The sequence below is a fragment of the Butyrivibrio sp. AC2005 genome, from assembly GCF_000424145.1.
GTDB lineage: Bacteria > Bacillota > Clostridia > Lachnospirales > Lachnospiraceae > Butyrivibrio.
This window is the reverse complement of sequence record NZ_AUJI01000038.1, coordinates 15,939-34,689: the sequence shown is the minus strand read 5'-3', so window position 1 is coordinate 34,689 and position 18,751 is coordinate 15,939. Positions and strand designations below refer to the sequence as shown.

The window sequence follows — 18,751 nt, the reverse complement described above, 5'->3', positions numbered from 1 at the left end:
GCCAGCCGCACGCTGCATAGCAGCAATTTCCACTGTGCGGCTGTGTGCATAAAACATCAGCCTCTGAAATCTATCTTTGTTCCTACCATCTGCTCGGCCTGAGTCATAACTTTTCCGGATGCATTATTGTATGAGTATGTCTGCACCTTAGAGAGAAGTTCATCCATGGAATCTGCTTCGAATGTTACATATTCCTCGTCATCTTTAATCCTGGAATCATCTTTATCAGTATCTTCCTTTTCAGCTTTTTTATCCCTGGCTTTTTGGATACGTTCCTCCTGCGCCTTCTTTTCCGCTTTCTTCTTCTCCTGAAGTTTCTGAGCCTTCTTCTCTGCTGCTTTCTTTTCTGTACGCTTTTTCTGAAGATCTGAAGATTTATTTACAGTGGCAAAGAAACTCTCCTTACCATTAGAATCAACACTCATCCCAAAATTCTTAACACTTGCGCCGCTGCTGGCAAGTCCCATCTTAGCCTCTGACATCTTTGTCTGTGCCATGGCAATGATTCCCTCATATTTTTTGCGATATGATTCATCCGTCGCCATCCGCTCAAGCTTCTCTTCATCTATAAGGACTACCATTTTGTTGGCATTGCCATAGGAGGCAGCATTCTGCTGGACCTGTGCTTTCATATCCTTGCTGACAGCAATGAACTCCATGTTATGATATTTTGATTTCAGCGAATTATAGTAGTCCTTTGCCTTATCGGAAAGCTGCACATCTCCAATAGTCATCCCATATTCAGTTTTTCTGGGCACAAGTGAACTCGTGGTATCTATCGGACTCCACGCTTTTGTTTCTACTTTAGCCTGCTGAGAATTTTTTGCTGAACCAGCCTGATCTGCCCTACCTGTATCAGGAGTCTTAGACACTCCCGATTTCTCGTTATAGACACTCTGATTTATCTGCTGATATGCAGAAATGCCATTAATTCCTGTCATACTGATCTACCTCCTTGTAAAAAAGCCGACATCCGTTTCATTCATTTATATCTAAAAACGCATAGTAAGACACTTATCCATTTCTTATATATATTTTATCGTCTTAACTTCATATGGAATGTACCCTGAAATTATTAAAAAAATATAAAAAGGCACTCTCGTTTTTGAACAGCCCCCTGTCAAGTAGATAGGGGGCTGTTCACATTGAGGAATGCTCTTTAATCATTTCTTACCTTGCAGTGATGATTTCCTCAGCCATTCCAAAAAGATCCTCCGCTGACATATCAATGTCAAAGCCTATCATTATATAGGCTATGCCATCTATTTCAAAATCGATGCCACTCACATAGGAAGTATAACGCTCATCACTTCCATCACTGATAAAGAAATGATTATCTGTTTCTGTTCGTTGTAGTTCCTCTTCTGTAGGTCTTTCATCCCCAGGAAGATTTAGGTATTCATCATAGTTATAGTGAACTGTTATACCGTCAATTTCCCTAACAGCCGTATCCCTATCATGAGGATCACCGTACATATCTGCCTGATCCATACCAATATAAATATCAGGACATCCCTCTTTTGTATAAGTCAAGTCAATTCCTTTAAAGTTTCTAAGATCATTGCCATCTGCATCCTGTGTTTTTGCCTCACTGACTTCCATATACTCAAATGTGTACCCATTACTGAATGCTTCAACAGCAGTGATATCCATGCCGGCCTTTTCTTCAATCTTGGGCAAATCCTCAAAATTTCTTGTTCTAGTATCTATCCTGTTCCAACTGACAATGCCTGCTGCTTCCCCTGCTGCAAGGGCTGTCACACTAAATAATGTCAGGCATGCTGCTATAGTTATTCCAAGCTTTTTAATATCAAGTTTTCCTTTCATACGACCTCCATCTTTAGCTCCACCATTCAGTATCTGGTGGACCATATGCTCCTTTTCATAATCAGAAAATTTGATACTCTCCATGGATTCTTTGTAGATCTCTATTCTTTCATTTCCCATATTATTCACCTGCCTTATTTCTGGGTGCATATTCATCTGACAATGTATCTTTAAGAATTCTTCTGCCCCTTGAGAGATACTTTGAAACTGCTGTTTTTCTTTTGCCCATGATATCTGCAATTTCTTCAGTATTATATCCCTCGTAATAATACAGATAGATGGCAGTTCTGTAATTACTTGGGAGTTTACATATCTCATCAAGTATCTCTGAGTTCTTTACCTGTGGCGCTTCCTTCTCAGTGACTTCATCCAACGCTACTGTTTTCCTGAAAAAAGCACTTTTCTTCAGATCATGGCAGGCATTTATTGTTGTTCTTACCATCCATGCCTTTTCATGCTCCCGGCTTTCATATGAGATATTTCCGGTTAAATACTTTAAGAAAACAGTTTGGCAGATATCGTCGCAGTCATAACTGTGCTGAAGGTAGTTGTAACTGATCCTCTTGATCATATCAGAGTAATCCTTTACAACTCGCCTGACTTCCTGTTCATCCATGTGTGAGTAATCTCGCTTTCTGTTCCTTTTAGAAGGCCTTCTACTAATAATACGATTTATAAAGTCCAAATTGGACACTGTATACATATTTATATAAAAAAAATAGCCATCCGCTACTACAGATAACTATTTTTATTGCTGCCCTATCCTTATACGATTATGCCTGTTTCTACTTTACAATTTTCTTACATACCAGCTGTATCCATAGAATACAAGCGTTCTCTCTCCACCACCAAAAATCGGTGAAAGGGATTTCATCATCCACTTTCTTACATCATCAGAGCTGACGCTTCCGCTTTCTATCTGGGCATTAACATTTGACTGTATCAGCATGAAATCAACAAATTCATCTAAGGTAAAATTGTACTCCATGCTATATTCAGTCTGCTTTTCCATTGCAAAGCCATCGATCAGATCAGACTGAGTCCACTTGTCTTCTTTTCTTGGTGGCTTTGGGAACCTGCGCAGGTACTCATCCTGGTACCATCTGGTATAACCATCGTTTCCCAGCATCCTGTCAGTGATTCCAAAATCGTATATTACAACAAGCCCATTATCAGCCATAACCTCAGCCATATTATTCATGAACTTCTTTTCATCCACCCAGTTGATGCATCCGGCAGCCGTTACAATATCGTATTTTTCATTAGGGATTTTTGTTTCTTCCGCTTTTGCAACGTAAAAGGAATATGCAGTATCAGCACCATAAATATCATTACATACCTCAACCATTGATTCTGCAATATCCGTTCCAGTTACTTTGTCACATATGAGCCTTAGTGCCTTGGTTGAGAGCCCTGCACCACAGCCTACATCAAGACCCTTTTTAAACTTATATCCCTGTGGGAGACCACAATCCATCTTAAGCTGCTCTATCACAGATTTGTGAAGCCATGGTCTCTTGGCATATCCAGCCGCTATTCTCTTTGAATCAAATGCTTTATTATCCATGATGGCGTTATTCTCCGAAGATTGGCACATAATAATTGATATCGCCAATATTCATGATTACGCCATATACAAATTTCCTGCGATTAGCATATTCTACATTAGGGACTCTGGTAAATCCCCTGGCATTTATCTCCGTATCCTTTAAAAACTCTACATATTCCGAGTCAACATAATAAAAAGAAATCTTCATATATCTCCCATACATTAAATTAGAGCAAGCCAAGCTTGCTCTAATTGATTACATTCGCTCACACTTGTAGGGGTGAAATCCTAATATAATCGCTCACATTTAGTGGGAGTGAAACCCCAATATAATCGTTCGCACTTAATGGAGGCGAAACTCCAATAGATGTGTAATCGCATCTTCTGATTAGAATACTAACAAAAAACAGCAAAATGTCAAGCGTGTAATGTTGATTGATTCTATCACTTCCTACAGGGTTTATGGGCTTTTCAATTAACTGCAAACAGCAACGCTATCATACCCATTATAAGAATTGTACAAACTAATGCGATGATATTTAGAACCTTATTAAGTTTTTCTTTCTTCTTGAAAAAAATTGAAAGAGAAGCATAAGTTCCTGCTCCAACCGCTGTTCCCAACGTATTAGTAATCACATCTGTAATATCAGAGGCACCTACCCCAAATATATATTGTAATACTTCAAGCGCAATACTCAGAGCAGTGCCAATAACAACAGCTTTCTGACAATTTAATCCCAAGATAGCAAGGTACAACCCTAACGGAATAAATAATATGACATTCTTAATAACCTCCGCAGCATGGCCGGATGTCTCGTTGTCATAGTAAAACGGAATCAGATTGATATTCCTGATGTGATCCAAGTAAGGTATCTCTGCTGGCATCGCCATTTTGAATAAGATTAGCCACACAAGAATTAAAATATATACTGCGGTCAGCAGCTTCGTCATTTTCTGTTTTTTATTTATTACCCCCAAAGCATTTCTCCTCACCAAATTATTTTATAAGCCAACATATCATACTATATACATTTTCTCTGTAAATAAAAAGCTGAATATTTCTGTTGTCACAACAAAAATGGGAGCTGCCCGAATACTGACAGCTCTCCATAATAGCTATGCATTATTTCCCTGATGTAATCAATTCTTCAGCCATGTCAAACAATTCATCAACTGTAAGTGTTGTATCGAAGGTTATAAGGCAGTAGTGAACATCGCCCACATCAAATGTAAGGTTTGTGATCATCTGTGTTGTTTCCTGATCAGAGCCATAGCTGATAAAGAAATGATCATCGTTTTCCATCCTGTCAAGGAGTTCCTGTGAAGCCTGTCCCTCCTGGCTTGGCGGAAGGAATAGGTATTCATCAAGGCTGTATTTTACGGCAACATCTCCAACCATCCTTGTCTCCATAGATGTATCTTTGTCATTCCTTATGGTGCTGACTGGATCGGCATCCAAATAGATATCAGCCATTCCATCCTTTGAATATGTGATGTTAACGCCAGCAGCATTAGCTAGGTTGGCTCCATCATCACTGTAATCTGACTCATCATAGATTTCAGCGTTTCTGAATGTAAAGCCGTTGCAGAACTTTTCAACTGTAAGTACATCCATGCTGATAGTCTTTTCCAGTTTTGCCATATCCTCATAAGCCGTTATCTCGCTGCCTATCCTGTTATGGCTTTCTATACTTGAAACAATGCCACTTCCTGCAAAAGCAGTAACTCCAACAAGCATTACACATGCTGCTGCAACGATACCTGCTGACTTAAATCTGAAACTTGCCTTCATAATCTTTCCTCCACTGTGCTGTTCTGAGTACTGTTCACTTATTACGCGGAACATTTTTTCTTTAGTCTGTCCGGAGAAACGGAGTTCATTCATGGAGTGGTTATAAATCTCTTTTATCTGATCATTCATATGCTTCACCTTCCTTTAGAAAAAAACGAGAATCCTTTGACAGCGAATCCTTGAGCCTTTTTCTGCCTCTTGAGAGATAGTTGGTTACTACAGTTTCTCTTTTTCCAAGAATCTGAGCAATTTCTTTGATGGTATACCCTTCGTAATAGAAGAGGTGGATGCTTATCCTGTAATTTGCCGGGAGCTTTTTTATTTCTTCTGTAAGTACAGACACCGGTTCTTCCGGCACAGCTCTTTCCGGCAGCGCATCAAGCCCTATTGTCTTTCCGAAGAAAGCGCTCTTTCTCAGATCCTTGCAGGCATTGATCGTAGTCCTGATTATCCAGGCTTTTTCATGCTCACGGCTATCAAATCTTTGGTGGGAGGACAGGTATTTCAGTATTACATTCTGGCAGATGTCCTCTGCGTCATATGTCTGGCGTAAGTAACTATAACTGATCCTCAGTATCATATCAGCATATGTTTCCAGTATCCGCCTAGCTTCTTTTTCCTCCATGACAAAACTCTCTTTCTGTATTTTTAGAAGGCCTTCTAACTATAATACGATTCAGGTCATGAAAACATATCACCTGGAAAATATTTTTTCAAAATCGGTGCCAACATTGACAAACTCCTTAAAACCACTAAACTAATTATAGTGACTAAGTTCCAGATACTCGTGAGGACTGGGACCGCGGGAGGACCTGATGGCCCTCCTTTAATTTTGTTTTGGGGAGTTTCTATTATGTCTAAGCCATATCTTCCGTATGGGCAGCAAATCCAAAAGCTTATACACGATAAAGGATTGATAATCAATGATATCAATTATGCTGAGAGAATGCTGACCGATATAGGTTATTTTTCTCTTATTGGTGGATACAAAAATCTTTTCATCAATCCAATGACAAGGAAATATGTGGGCGGGACTACATTTGAAGACATTATTACATCGCTGTCACCCATGTCAATCAAATCAAGTATGTTAATAAGTTGTAAGAAAAAAGGCCTTCAGAAAACAAATCCTGAAGGTCTTCCATATTACTGTAATACCAACCCATAAATCACAGATCATCCAATTTTCCACCTGGCATCCAATCCTTAGAACATAAGTATTCATAAAAAGTCATATATTCCGGTACTGGCCATTTTCCTTCGACATACTCAATCAGATCAGAATCAGCGCTAAACTCTTTATCAACGCATTTCCCATAAACTGATAATTCATCGCTACTAGCACCAGTCCAGTAATCTCCTGTTTCCACATCAAAAACCAGTGTCTGATACTCCTTTTCGCTGTTAGGCAACAAATCGTCACCCGCAAGATCAAGAACTATAAAGTGATAGTGTTCGTTCAAGGCTGCTTCTTCTCTAAGATTATCCAGGTTTTGACTTGCATAGATAATCATATAATTAGAGCTGTTTCTTTGAACATTTTTATAAGTACGGTATATAGCTTCATAGTTGTCATTATGCCTATAAAAATCATTTAAGTCATATTTCATGGTGTGCCTGAAAATACTGGAATCAAAATACCATTCTTCCTCTTCATCATCATATTTTTCTGACAATGATACAAATGAACATTTGCGTACTTTAGGACACGTAACCTGCTCATCTTCAGAAGCATTTGCTGATAGTGAGAAATTCTTTCCACATCCAGTCAGTCCTAAACTCAAGGATAATATGGTAATTGCCAACAATACTCGTTTCATAGAATTATTCCCACCTTTAAACTTCATGAGATTTATCTTTTAAAGACTCCCAATAAATATTACCACTCATATATCCAAAAGTCTCTTCGTCGCAGAATCTTTTAATCAGTTCAGCCTGTAACTCCGCATAAAAATCCTTCCCCGACTGCTTAAATGTAAGGTGTGAAAACAGATTTGACTTGGTAAAGTCTGATATAGACGCGCAGTTGTCAATCAGAGCCTCCATAATCCTGGCTGTTTCATCGACATTTTTCTCATATGCAGCAAGTTCTAACTGTACTGATTTTTCCTGATAAACACCCATGTCAAAACATTTTGCTACATTTTCATTGGCATCAGCTACTCTATGAGCCTGTTCCAAATTGCCGTCTTCCTCACACAGAACCTGCAACGCATTCATTATAATGCGAAGCCGATTAACTTCTGCAAGCATCAGCTCTTCATATGCTACATAAGCTTCGCTAATCCGTCCTGTTTTCGCAAATATATTTGCCTGGAGCACTTTGCGTTCCGGATTGTCCTCTGAATAGTATTGGAGATACTTTTCTGCAGTTTGATAATCCTCTTTTCTGCAATAATAATGAAAAAGCGATTCCGCTGCCGATTTCCGGATTGATAAATCCTCTGATCCCAACAACCCAGAAAACCATGAACGGATTGCCTCATCATATTGGTCGCTGTTGTCTACTTCATTAAGAAGTCTCGCCGCATTGAGTACAACAGCTACTTGCCACTTAAGCTTCTCGTTGCAGGGATATTCTTCAATTTTCTTTTTAGCATCAGCAAAGGCATCCTCAAATGGCTCCTGCTTCAATCTCCTATCCAATTCCTTGATGAAGATATCGATCTCTTTATCAGTGATATCATCTTTAAATGACAGTAGTTCATCAGTAGAAATGCCAAATAATCTCGCAATAGGCACTAATAACGAGATATCCGGAAGGGTATTGTCATTCTCCCATTTATTTACCGCAGGAGTACTCACTCCAAGCCTGATAGCAATTTCCTCTTGTGTCAGCCCTTTTTCTTTGCGGTACTTTCTTATTACTTTTCCAATAGTCATCTGCAATTCCTCCAAACAGTATTGGAACCGGTTCAATAATAATGATACCTAAGAGGATCTGATTTTGATATTGAATTCAGGTTAATCATTTGGAAATATTTTTAACCAATGAGAAATTCTTGATTCTTCATATATAAAAAGGCATGTGCCTGTTATTTAAGGCACATCCCCTTTAACCTGCCAATAATATGCTTATAGTACCTGTAATCCCTCAACTATGTTTAGCAGATCTCCATATCCAGCCTTCTGAACCAACCGGTTCATTCCATCCAGGACCTCTTCCTTTAAAAAGTCATGTTCTGTCAGGAAGCTTTCACTTTTCTCTGATAAATATTGATAGAACAAGGCTGCAGCAGCAACATTTTCTTTATCTGAATAATCGATATTATCCAGGAGCTGATTTTCAGCTTCGTTTATCATTCCCTGGTCAATCATCATTAGGAAATCCTCAAGCTTTTTCCCTGAAACTTCATATCCATTATCTTTTTCCATTTCTACCGCAACATATTTTTTGCCAAGCATCAATGAGAAGAGGACTCTTGCTACTTCTTTGATAATCCTCATGATATAGTCTTTTTCATCATCAAATGTCATAGGTCACCTCCGTTAATAATCGGAGCTGCATTACTTGGTATGCTTCTTCACCAAAAAGATTGATCTGCTTTGCTCCCTTTTTGGGCAGTCATTAAAAAAAACTGCGAGGTATCACCCCCCGCAGCTTTTCGTAAACAATATCAGTCTATTGATTGGACTCCATAGTGCATCAGTATTGGTTCTTTCATCCTCTGATTTCCTTAACAACTTTAACAGCTTCTTTTGTCATATCCTCAATCTTATCAAAGGCGCATGATTTAATAAGATCACCTTTGACCATCCAGCTACCACCACAACATGCAATTCTGTCATAAGAAAGATAATCTCTCATGTTCTTTTCATTGATTCCACCTGTTGGCATGAACTTAATGCCTGTGTAAGGTGCTGCCATAGCCTTGATCATTGCAAGACCGCCTGCCTGTTCAGCGGGAAAAAATTTAAGAACCTTGAGGCCTCTTTTTACGCCCTGCGCTGCCTCTGAAGGAGTAGCTACTCCGGGAAGCACTGGATACCCTTTCTCAAGACAGTAATCCACAACCTCAGGATCAAATCCCGGGCTAACAATGAACTTTGCTCCTGCCTCAATGGCCTCATCCACCTGTTTTGTTGATAAAACAGTTCCTGCTCCAACCAGCATATCCGGAAAATTATCTGTCATTATTTTAATTGCATCAGCTGCAGCAGCTGTTCTGAATGTCACTTCAGCACATTTTAAACCACCTTTAACGAGTGCCTCTCCAAGAGGTTTTGCATCCTCTACTCTATCTATAACCACTACCGGAACCACTCCATATTGTGATAGCTCCTCAATAATATTGCTCATTTGATTCTCCCTTTAATATCTTCTTATTAGTAAATTATTCTTAATCCGGTATTATGGCTGTTTACCGATATAAGCCAAAATACCGCCATCAACATAAAGTATATGTCCATTAACAAAATCTGATGCCTTTGATGCAAGGAAAACTGCAGGACCTTTAAGATCATCTGACTCACCCCATCTTTCAGCAGGTGTCTTGGCAATTATGAAACTGTCAAAAGGATGTCTTGAACCATCAGCCTGTCTCTCCCTCAGCGGAGCTGTCTGTTCTGTAGCAATATAGCCCGGGCCGATACCATTGCACTGAATATTGTAGGCACCATACTCCGATGCGATATTCCTGGTAAGCATCTTAAGACCACCCTTTGCTGCCGCATAAGCTGATACAGTCTCTCTTCCAAGTTCTGACATCATTGAGCATATATTTATAATCTTACCGCCACCTCTTTTTATCATGGACGGAATGACAGTCTTAGATACGATAAACGGAGCCGTAAGGTCAACATCGATAACTCTTCTAAAGTCACTTGCTTCCATCTCCGTCATGGGCACACGTCTTATCATTCCTGCATTATTGACGAGGATGTCTACTTCACCCACTTCCTTCACAATTGTTTCATGAAGCTTTTTCACGGCTGCCTCATCAGTTACATCACAGACATAACCTTTAACTGAATCGAAAAGCCCATCCTCTTCATAACTCTTAAGTCCTCTGTCCACAGTATCCTGTCTGCTGCAGTTAAAAACAACCTTTGCTCCAGCCTCAATATATGCCTTAGCAATCGCATAACCTATTCCATAGGCAGCACCGGTAACCCATGCCACCTTACCTTTTAATGAAAACATATCTTCGCTCATTTCATTTCTCCTCTATGAACATTCACATTACATAAGATCTGTCGGCTTCAGATTATCCATATCGTCAAATTCCTGGTTTTCTCCGCCCATTGCCCATATAAATGTGTAGTTTGAAGTACCTGCTCCTGAATGAATTGACCATGAAGGTGATATTACTGCCTCCTCGTTTTTCATTACAATATGTCTGGTCTCAGTAGGTTCTCCCATAAAATGGAATACTACCTGGTTCTCAGGTATATCAAAATATGTATATATCTCCATCCTTCTCTCATGAGTGTGTGAAGGCATCGTATTCCATACGCTTCCCTCTTCAAGAACCGTCATTCCCATACTAAGCTGACAGGTTTTCAAAACATCCGGATGAATAAACTGGTTAATGACTCTCTTATTGCATTCGGCTGTTGTTCCAAGAGGACGCTTAACAGCATCCTTAAAAGTAAGAAGCCTTGTCTCATAAGAACAATGTGCAGGAGCACTTACCATATAAAACTTAGCCGGTGTATCCTTATTGTCTGATGAAAACAGAATCGATTTGGCTCCCTTTGTGATATAAAGGCAATCTTTATGATCAAGGGCATATTCTGTTCCATCGACCTTTATCTTACCTTTACCACCAATATTGAAAATGCCGATTTCTCTTCTCTCCAAAATATAAGAAGTTCCGAAATTGTGATATACATCTATTCCATCATCAAGGGCTACTTCTCTCGTAACCGGCATACAGCCAAAGGTAACCATTCTATCCACATGTGAGTAAACAGCCTTTACCTTGTCAGCCTCATAAAGTCCTGTTATCAAAAACTCTTTTCTGAGTTCTTCTGTTGTATATCTTTTTACATCTCTCTGATTTGCAGAATATCTAATATCCATACCTTTTCTCCATACCTTTTCCTATTATCTCTGTACTCTTGCGCCTTTTCCGCCCATAATAGCTTCAACTTCACTCTTATCAGCCATTGTTGTATCTCCGGGAGTAGTCATAGCAAGAGCTCCATGTGCCGCACCGTAATTAACAGCTGTTTCTGCATCGCCAGTGATCATCAGCCCATATATAAGACCGGAAGCAAATGAATCTCCGCCACCTACACGGTCCATAATCTCAAGACCTTTGTAGTCCTTGGCCTTATAAATCTCACCATCCGCAAAGCATAACGCACTCCAGTCATTTACTGTTGCTGTCTTTACCTCTCTTAATGTAGTCGCAACAGCCTTGAAGTTAGGATATGTTTTCACTACCTCTCTTATCATCTTTTTATAGCCATCAATATCAAGCTTAGCAAGGTTCTCATCATTGCCTTCTATTTCGAATCCCAGGCAGGCAGTAAAGTCTTCCTCATTTCCAATCATTACATCAACATACTTAGCTATCTCTTTATTTACTTCCTGAGCCTTTTCCTTTCCTCCGATTGCACTCCACATGGAAGGACGATAATTCAGGTCATAAGAAATAACTGTTCCATATTTACGAGCTGTTTTGATAACCTCAAGCACTGTCTCACATGACTGTTCTGATAATGCAGCATATATTCCGCCGGTGTGAAGCCACTTTACTCCCATATCTCCAAAAAGCTTCTCAAGATCAAAATCTTCAGGCTTTACCTTTGATATAGCAGTATTTGCTCTATCGGAACATCCCTTTGCTCCTCTTATTCCAAAACCTCTCTCTGTAAAATTGAGGCCATTTCTGCACTCTCTGCCTATTCCGTCTGTTTTCATCCATTTAATGAAGGATGTATCTACTCCACCCTGCAGAATCAGATCCTCCATAAGCTTTCCGACTTCATTATCAGCAAAGGCTGTAAGAACAGTGGTCTTAAGTCCAAAACAACGTCTAAGGCCCCTTATTACGTTATATTCTCCGCCACCTTCCCAAACATTAAAATGTCTGGCTGTTCTGATTCTTCCTTCACCTGGATCAAGTCTAAGCATAACTTCCCCTAATGATACTGCATCAAATATTGCATCTTCTCTCAAATTTAAATCCATGATCTCCTCCAATAAATTAACTATTCGCTATTAATACCTTTAAGTTTTACTCCGAATCAGAGCGTTACTCCATCCTTAAATATGGATATTTCTCTATACCCGGCGTCTTCCTGCCTGGTTTTTTGTCCACTTGCAACATCCAAAACATAGTCCAGGAGTCTGTCCCCTGCTTCATCCAGAGACTCTTTTCCTTCAGCTACCTTTCCTGCATTGAAATCTATCCAATTGCCTTTCTTCTCATATAGCGCAGTATTCGTTGAAATCTTCACTGTCGGAACAGGTGCCCCAAAGGGTGTTCCCCTTCCGGTTGTAAAAAGTATCAGATGTGCTCCTGCAGCTGTAAGGTCTGTAGTAGATACCATATCATTTCCCGGACCTGACAATAATGACAGTCCTTTAATTTTTACCGGCTCAGCATACTCCAGTACATCTGAAATCTGAGCACTTCCGCCTTTTTGAACACATCCACAAGACTTGTCCTCAAGAGTTGTAATCCCGCCAGCTTTATTTCCGGGGCTTGGATTTTCATATACAACCTGTCCGTGATCCACAAAATATTTCTTGAAATTATCAACCATACAAACTGCTTTATGGAACGTGGCGCTATCCTTACATCTATTAAAAAGAATTGATTCAGCCCCGAACATCTCAGGAACCTCTGTAAGAACAGTAGAACCTCCCAGAGAGATAAGTCTGTCAGAAAATCTGCCAACCGTTGGATTGGCAGTTATTCCTGAAAGGCCATCAGAACCTCCGCACTTCATTCCTACAATAAGCTCGCATGCATCTATTTCCTCACGCTTGGACTGGCCTGCATAATCCGCCAATTCTTTGAGAAGTTTGCTGCCTTCCTCAATCTCGTCTACGCAGTCCTGACAGGTAAGGAATTTCACTCTTTCTCCGTTCCATTCCCTGAGTTCTTCCTTGAATTGTTCTGAAGTAAGATTCTCACACCCCAAAGAAAGAACAAGAACCCCGCCTGCATTTGGATGTTTTACAAGTGCTGCAAGGACCCTCTTTGTAGTTTCATGGTCATCACCCATTTGAGAGCATCCGTACGGATGGGTATATGCATATAATCCCTCAATTGATCCCTTTACAAGGTTCTGATTGTCTCTGGCCAATTTCTCCGCAATCCGGTTCACACATCCGACAGTAGGAATAATCCATATTTCATTTCTGATTCCTACTTTTCCTTTGGCTCTCCTGTAACCCATAAAAGTCCTGTTTGCTACTTTAGGAAGCAATGGTATTTCAGGTTTATACTCAAATTTGGAATTCTCAGAAAGAGAGGTTTTGACATTATGTACATGCACAAAACTTCCTGATTTTATTTCATCTGTGGCAATGCCTATACAGTTTCCGTATTTTACTATCGAGGATCCTTCGGCTATGTCATTAAGCGCTACTTTATGCCCTCTTCCAATTGCCTCAATAGTTTTTAACCCATCTTCAGATGCATCTATAATTTCACCCTTTTCCAGGTCTCTAAGTGCAACTGCAACATTATCCAGAGGATGTATCCTGATACTATTCACCCTGAACCTCCCTCATGGCTTCATACATGCCCTTTTCATCTATCAGGGCAAGGTCTTTAATAACTGCTTCTTCAAATCCGGATAGTTTTATGAGCGCATCTCCCCACATCTTCTCATTGGCAATAATATCTCTTGCCAACTTCTCATTATCAGCATCTTTCAGAGCAAGGAACGCATCAAGTACCCATTCGTCATCTTTGATAAGGTATTCATTATTGTCTCTTTCTGCAACCAGAGCGCCTTCCCGCTTTTCATAACCTCTGTGATAAAAAGCAAGAAATGCAGCAAACGAAAATGTCAGTACTTTGGGTAACTCCTTCTTCTGTTCATAATACTCGAGTACTGTGTACATAACTCTTGCCTTCCACTTAGATGCTGAATTCAGGGAAATACTAAGCAGTTCATGGTCAATGAAAGGATTTGCAAATCTGTCTGTAACTGCGGCTGCGAAATCCTCAAGATCTTTCTTATCAAGTCCCTTGAGAACCGGAATAATCTCATCATAGAGAGCCTTATTCATATATCCCCTTATTACATCATCTTTCATGCAATCTCTTACAATATTCTGTCCTGCAAGATATGCACCCATAATCATAGATGTATGCGCACCGTTTAAGATCCTTACTTTGCGCTTTTTATAAGGATCAACATTATCTACTACAAGTATGGGAAGTCCGGCTTCTTCCACAGGAAATTCTTTCTTAATCTTCTGCGGTCCTTCTATAACCCACGCGCCAAACACTTCAGCCGTATCAATAATATTGTCTTTATATCCAAGCTCCTCACAAATAGCATCAGCTTCTGCTCTCGGATAACCTGGAACTATTCTGTCCACGAGTGTGGAGCAGAAAATATTATCATTATTTACAAAGTCTCTGAATTCTTCAGACAATCCCCACTGATCTATATATTTATTTACGCACTTTAGTAGCTCATCTCCGTTTCTGTCTATGAGCTCGCAGGATAAAATAATAAATCCCGGAAGTTTGTTATTAAATCTTTCATACAGGAACTGTGTCAGTTTTCCCGGAAAACTTGCACACGGTCTATCCTCCGGTTTGCAGGAAGGATCATAAGCTATACCTGCCTCTGTAGTGTTGCTTACAATGAATCTCATTTCGGGATTTTTGGCGCAGGCTAAGAATTCATCAAATTCTCTGTATGGATTAAGGCATCTTGAAACACTGGAAATAACTCTTTTGTTATTAACTTTTTGCCCATTTTCCTGTCCCCGTAAATAAAGTGTGTAAAGACCTTCCTGATCGTTTATCATATCAGCGAGTCCCTGTTCTATTGGCTGACATAAAACAACCTTGCTGTTAAATCCTGCTTTTTCGTTCATAAGATCGATAAAGTAATCGACGAACGCACGAAGGAAATTTCCTTCGCCAAACTGAAGAACCCTCTCCGGTGCATCCTTTAGAAGGTATCCATCGTACCCCTTTTCCCCCAATAGTTTGTAACTAAGCTTCTCCATGTTAAAAGTCCTCCTCTCAGATTCCGAAATATCTCTTTGCGTTATAATAAGAAATCCCGGAAACAATGCTTTCCAGTGCCTTCTCGTCATTTGGGTATTCCCCATTTTCTACCCATTCTCCTATAAGATTGCACATTATCCTTCTAAAATAATCATGCCTTGTGTATGACAAAAATGATCTGGAGTCTGTAAGCATACCAATAAAATTACCAAGCAGCCCCAAATTAGCTAACGATTTCATCTGCTCTTCCATTCCTGATTTGGTGTCATTAAACCACCATGCGGGACCATGCTGAATTTTCCCGGGAACCTCAGATGACTGGAAGCATCCTAATATAGTTTCTATCTGCGCATTATCTGCAGGATTCAAAGAGAAAATTATCGTTTTTGGAAGTTCACCTGTTTTATCAAGCTCCGACATAAGCTTTGCAATATTCCCTCCGCAGGAATTATTGGCAATCATGTCAAATCCGGTATCCGGTCCCTCCAGCCTGAACATTCTCTCATTCATATTTCTAAGACAGGAATAGTGGAGCTCCATAGCAATTCCATGCTTGTGATAAGCCTTTCCGAGTGAAAGGAGCAGCGCTGTCTGATATCCTTCTGCCTCATCAAGTGTTATTTCTTTCCCGTTCATTACCTTTGTAAAAGCATTGTTACATTCGGCCATTGTCATCATTTTAAACGGGATATAATCCAGTCCGTGGTCAGATGCAACGCAGCCGTGCGCAGCAAAAAATTCTACTCTTTGTATCAGCGCATCAATAACTTCCTCAGCAGAATCAAGTGATCTTTTTCCAACAGTTTCAGCAAGTTTTACAATATATTCTCTAAAGCCTTCTTTTGTTATGTTGATTGCCTTGTCAGGTCTGAAGGATGGTCTGACCATAAACTCTATGCTATCGTCGTTCGCAATTTTCTCATGCCATTCAAGAGAGTCTGTCGGATCATCTGTTGTTCCCACATATGCCACGTTGCTCTGTCTGATCAGCCCTCTTACGGTCATCCCCGGATCATTTTGCAGCATGTCATTACATTTATTCCATATTTCCTCGGCATTTTGAACAGTAAGCGGCTTGGTGATTCCGAAGTACTTTTTAAGTTCCAGATTGCACCAATGATACATAGGGTTGCCTATCGCTTTAGTTAAAGCTTCTGCAAATCCTTTGAATCTTTGCAGTTCATCTTCCCTTCCCGTTACCATCTCCTCAGGAATTCCGTTTGAACGCATCAGTCTCCATTTATAGTGATCTCCAAAATAGGAACCATCCTCCTGTTTTCCCCCAAACCATACATCTCCAAGAGTTTCAAATCTCCTGTCCTCATATATTTCCTGAGGTGAAATATGGCAATGATAATCAATTATTGGCAATTTTTCCGCATAATCATGAAAAATATGCTTTGCAGTCTCAGTTTGTAAAATAAAATCTTCATCTAAAAAATTTTTCATCTTTTACCAGCTCCCAATTAAAACCTTTCCTATAATACTAATTGCAAATCTTTATTTTTTATATAGCTTTGGGGTTTTAAACCAACTTATACAACAAGTACAACAATTTTTACAATATTTATGTCCGTCTTCTATAACAGCAGTTATTTTATATGTTTGCATACAATTTCTCCACATACATTCGCGTATCTACCGCATTGTCAGGAGATGTGTTTTCCAGAGTACACTGTATGCACGGCTTGTATTCTTTGATCTTGGATAAAAGAAGTTCATAGTTCAGGTCACCTTTACCCGCAGGTATTGATTTAAGTTCATCTCCGCATAATTCGAAATCCTTCATATGAATTACAGCTATATCATCCTTAAGCAAATCGAAGGTCTTCGTAATAATGCTGTCCTGTTCATCAATATTTCCTGAATAGAGCATGTTTACAGGGTCAAAAATAATTTGAAGGTTGGGACTTCCTATCTCATCAAGCACAAATCTCGCCTGTTCAGGGCCGTATACAATATGCTTCCAGACAGGTTCTATAGCAACTATCACACCGAATTTCTCCGCAGCATTTACCACCGGCTTCAGATTCTTAATAAAAATATCAAGTGCTTCCCGCTCATGATTCGCCGGCTCGTATTTATATTCAGCATTAACCGCACCAGTTTCAGTACCCACAACGCCGCAGCCAAGAATTGATGCAAATCTCATGTGCGCTATATATCTTTTCTTAATCTCATCAAGTTTGTCTTTGTCGGGATGTGCAAGATTTTGATAATTGCCAAGCACTGCAATATCTATATGATTATTTCTGCATAGATTTTTAATATACATGGCAAGTCCGGGAGTCATGGCACTTTCAGTCACCTTGAATTCCTTTATGGATTTGGAAAGCGCCAGGTGAATACAGCTAAAGCCCTGTTCTTTTATTCTGGGTATAAGTTCATTTAACGGTCCATATTCCGCATCATGTGCACGTAATCCTATCTGCATTAATTCTGCCTCCTAACACTCATTACCAGACTATCTGCCGCTTCTCTTATTTTTGAAGCTTCCTCAGGTGACAGGAGTTTTACCCATTTATTTCTCTTTGATAAATCAGGCTCATTCCCCATTTCATCCCTCGAATTGTATTCCGCAAAGAATGCCTCACTCTCCATCGTTTCCATCTCATACCACTCGCTGAATCTTAGTGGGTGTATGGAATTATCGTAGGTGCAATCTATGAATGCCACCTTACCTGTCGGTCTCCAGGGTCTTCCTAAAAATACGGTACCTTCCATATCTTTATTCTCACCATGGATATGGCATTCTCTAAACACCATGCCTAATTCTCCAAGATTTTCGGAAGGCGCTGTAACATAGCCGTTAATGTCTTTTTTCCTGTCCATTACCACTATCTCACAGTTATCAAACACCGCATCCGCACCGCCGAATATGAAATCAACATCTCCACAAATCACACAGTTTTTATAAAACTGACGCGTATTTCGCCTGTTTGTAAGCATACGTGGACCAAAGAAACCGTTCTTAAACCGCTCTGTCAAAGGAAGTGGTGCCATAAAAAGTGTATCCTGCCTTGAGCGTATACTGACATTCTCCATTACAACCTCATCAGCATCTGCGTAAATTGCAAGCGCCTGACCTACGCCGTTTCCCCAGCCTGCAGTATTCTCTACGGTCAGATCCTGCACTTTGACCCTCTCTCCGCCGATAAATAATGTCTGACTTCTGAACGTCCCTCTTTTTGTATTATCTTCAAGAAGCTGTTCTGCACAGTCATCATAAGATATGACCGTCTTATTCATTCCGGCCCCTCTGAGGGTTATGTCCTTTTTTTCTATGGACAGTTTTTCTTTATAGATCCCTTCTGCTATATCTATAACAGCACTTGCCATATACGGCACTGCTTCAGCAGCTTCTCCTATTGTGCGGTAATCCCCCAAAGGACCCACTGATATCCTTATTTTTTCCATCATTTTCCC

21 protein-coding genes are annotated in these 18,751 nt (G+C 39.9%); 1 reads left to right on the top strand and 20 read right to left on the bottom strand.

The window, feature by feature from the left end; genetic code table 11:
• Positions 1–56 precede the first annotated feature (56 nt).
• The 8 genes from G602_RS0111685 to G602_RS0111650 all read right to left on the bottom strand — a co-directional run bounded on the left by G602_RS0111685 (position 57) and on the right by G602_RS0111650 (position 5,793).
• Entirely contained in the window at positions 57–941 is an 885-nt protein-coding gene (locus G602_RS0111685) for a DUF6033 family protein (protein ID WP_044931934.1), read from the bottom strand.
• 229 nt (positions 942–1,170) lie between these two features.
• Complete coding sequence (locus G602_RS0111680; RefSeq protein WP_026659163.1) at positions 1,171–1,947, bottom strand: hypothetical protein; 777 nt, start codon at positions 1,945–1,947, stop codon at positions 1,171–1,173.
• Between the two features lies 1 nt (position 1,948).
• Entirely contained in the window at positions 1,949–2,443 is a 495-nt protein-coding gene (locus tag G602_RS0111675) for an RNA polymerase sigma factor (protein ID WP_026659162.1), read from the bottom strand.
• A gap of 174 nt (positions 2,444–2,617) precedes the next feature.
• Positions 2,618–3,394 carry a class I SAM-dependent methyltransferase gene (locus G602_RS0111670; protein ID WP_026659161.1) on the bottom strand — a complete coding sequence of 259 codons (777 nt, stop codon included), beginning with the start codon at positions 3,392–3,394 and terminating at the stop codon, positions 2,618–2,620.
• A gap of 7 nt (positions 3,395–3,401) precedes the next feature.
• Positions 3,402–3,584 carry a type III toxin-antitoxin system ToxN/AbiQ family toxin gene (locus G602_RS0111665; RefSeq protein WP_026659160.1) on the bottom strand — a complete coding sequence of 61 codons (183 nt, stop codon included), beginning with the start codon at positions 3,582–3,584 and terminating at the stop codon, positions 3,402–3,404.
• Positions 3,585–3,847: 263 nt separating this feature from the next.
• Positions 3,848–4,354, bottom strand: coding sequence for a VanZ family protein (locus tag G602_RS0111660; protein WP_049945194.1), 507 nt, complete (start codon positions 4,352–4,354; stop codon positions 3,848–3,850).
• A 145-nt stretch (positions 4,355–4,499) separates the two neighbouring features.
• Entirely contained in the window at positions 4,500–5,297 is a 798-nt protein-coding gene (locus G602_RS0111655) for a hypothetical protein (protein ID WP_026659157.1), read from the bottom strand.
• Positions 5,290–5,793, bottom strand: a complete 504-nt coding sequence (locus G602_RS0111650) for an RNA polymerase sigma factor (protein WP_026659156.1) — start codon at positions 5,791–5,793, stop codon at positions 5,290–5,292. Before G602_RS0111650 ends, G602_RS0111655 begins: the two co-directional genes overlap by 8 nt.
• A 228-nt stretch (positions 5,794–6,021) precedes the next feature.
• Here G602_RS0111650 and G602_RS28925 point away from each other — a divergent pair, with 228 nt between their 5' ends.
• Entirely contained in the window at positions 6,022–6,336 is a 315-nt protein-coding gene (locus tag G602_RS28925) for a hypothetical protein (protein WP_049945193.1), read from the top strand.
• 1 nt (position 6,337) lies between these two features.
• Here G602_RS28925 and G602_RS0111640 read toward each other — a convergent pair whose 3' ends face one another.
• The 12 genes from G602_RS0111640 to G602_RS0111585 all read right to left on the bottom strand — a co-directional run bounded on the left by G602_RS0111640 (position 6,338) and on the right by G602_RS0111585 (position 18,742).
• Complete coding sequence (locus G602_RS0111640; RefSeq protein WP_155829836.1) at positions 6,338–6,988, bottom strand: hypothetical protein; 651 nt, start codon at positions 6,986–6,988, stop codon at positions 6,338–6,340.
• Between the two features lie 16 nt (positions 6,989–7,004).
• Positions 7,005–8,051 carry a helix-turn-helix domain-containing protein gene (locus tag G602_RS29865; RefSeq protein WP_026659154.1) on the bottom strand — a complete coding sequence of 349 codons (1,047 nt, stop codon included), beginning with the start codon at positions 8,049–8,051 and terminating at the stop codon, positions 7,005–7,007.
• Between the two features lie 192 nt (positions 8,052–8,243).
• Entirely contained in the window at positions 8,244–8,645 is a 402-nt protein-coding gene (locus tag G602_RS0111630) for a DUF6483 family protein (RefSeq protein ID WP_026659152.1), read from the bottom strand.
• Positions 8,646–8,829: 184 nt separating this feature from the next.
• On the bottom strand, positions 8,830–9,468 hold the full coding sequence (locus tag G602_RS0111625) for a bifunctional 4-hydroxy-2-oxoglutarate aldolase/2-dehydro-3-deoxy-phosphogluconate aldolase (RefSeq protein ID WP_026659151.1): 639 nt from the start codon (positions 9,466–9,468) through the stop codon (positions 8,830–8,832).
• 51 nt (positions 9,469–9,519) lie between these two features.
• The gene (locus G602_RS0111620) at positions 9,520–10,323 is read right to left on the bottom strand and encodes a gluconate 5-dehydrogenase (protein WP_026659150.1); all 804 of its coding nucleotides are present in this window, start codon (positions 10,321–10,323) and stop codon (positions 9,520–9,522) included.
• Positions 10,324–10,350: 27 nt separating this feature from the next.
• Positions 10,351–11,193 carry a 5-dehydro-4-deoxy-D-glucuronate isomerase gene (gene kduI / locus G602_RS0111615; protein ID WP_026659149.1) on the bottom strand — a complete coding sequence of 281 codons (843 nt, stop codon included), beginning with the start codon at positions 11,191–11,193 and terminating at the stop codon, positions 10,351–10,353.
• A gap of 24 nt (positions 11,194–11,217) precedes the next feature.
• Complete coding sequence (locus G602_RS0111610; RefSeq protein WP_026659148.1) at positions 11,218–12,309, bottom strand: sugar kinase; 1,092 nt, start codon at positions 12,307–12,309, stop codon at positions 11,218–11,220.
• 56 nt (positions 12,310–12,365) lie between these two features.
• Entirely contained in the window at positions 12,366–13,847 is a 1,482-nt protein-coding gene (locus tag G602_RS0111605; RefSeq protein WP_026659147.1) for a UxaA family hydrolase, read from the bottom strand.
• Complete coding sequence (locus G602_RS0111600; protein WP_026659145.1) at positions 13,840–15,324, bottom strand: tagaturonate reductase; 1,485 nt, start codon at positions 15,322–15,324, stop codon at positions 13,840–13,842. The genes G602_RS0111605 and G602_RS0111600 overlap by 8 nt, the downstream gene beginning before the upstream one ends.
• 16 nt (positions 15,325–15,340) lie before the next feature.
• Positions 15,341–16,774, bottom strand: coding sequence for a glucuronate isomerase (gene uxaC / locus G602_RS0111595; protein ID WP_026659144.1), 1,434 nt, complete (start codon positions 16,772–16,774; stop codon positions 15,341–15,343).
• Between the two features lie 148 nt (positions 16,775–16,922).
• Complete coding sequence (locus G602_RS0111590; RefSeq protein ID WP_026659143.1) at positions 16,923–17,759, bottom strand: sugar phosphate isomerase/epimerase family protein; 837 nt, start codon at positions 17,757–17,759, stop codon at positions 16,923–16,925.
• Positions 17,759–18,742 (bottom strand): pectinesterase family protein, encoded by a 984-nt coding sequence (locus G602_RS0111585; protein ID WP_026659142.1) that lies wholly within the window; start codon positions 18,740–18,742, stop codon positions 17,759–17,761. Before G602_RS0111585 ends, G602_RS0111590 begins: the two co-directional genes overlap by 1 nt.
• Between the last annotated feature and the right edge of the window lie 9 nt (positions 18,743–18,751).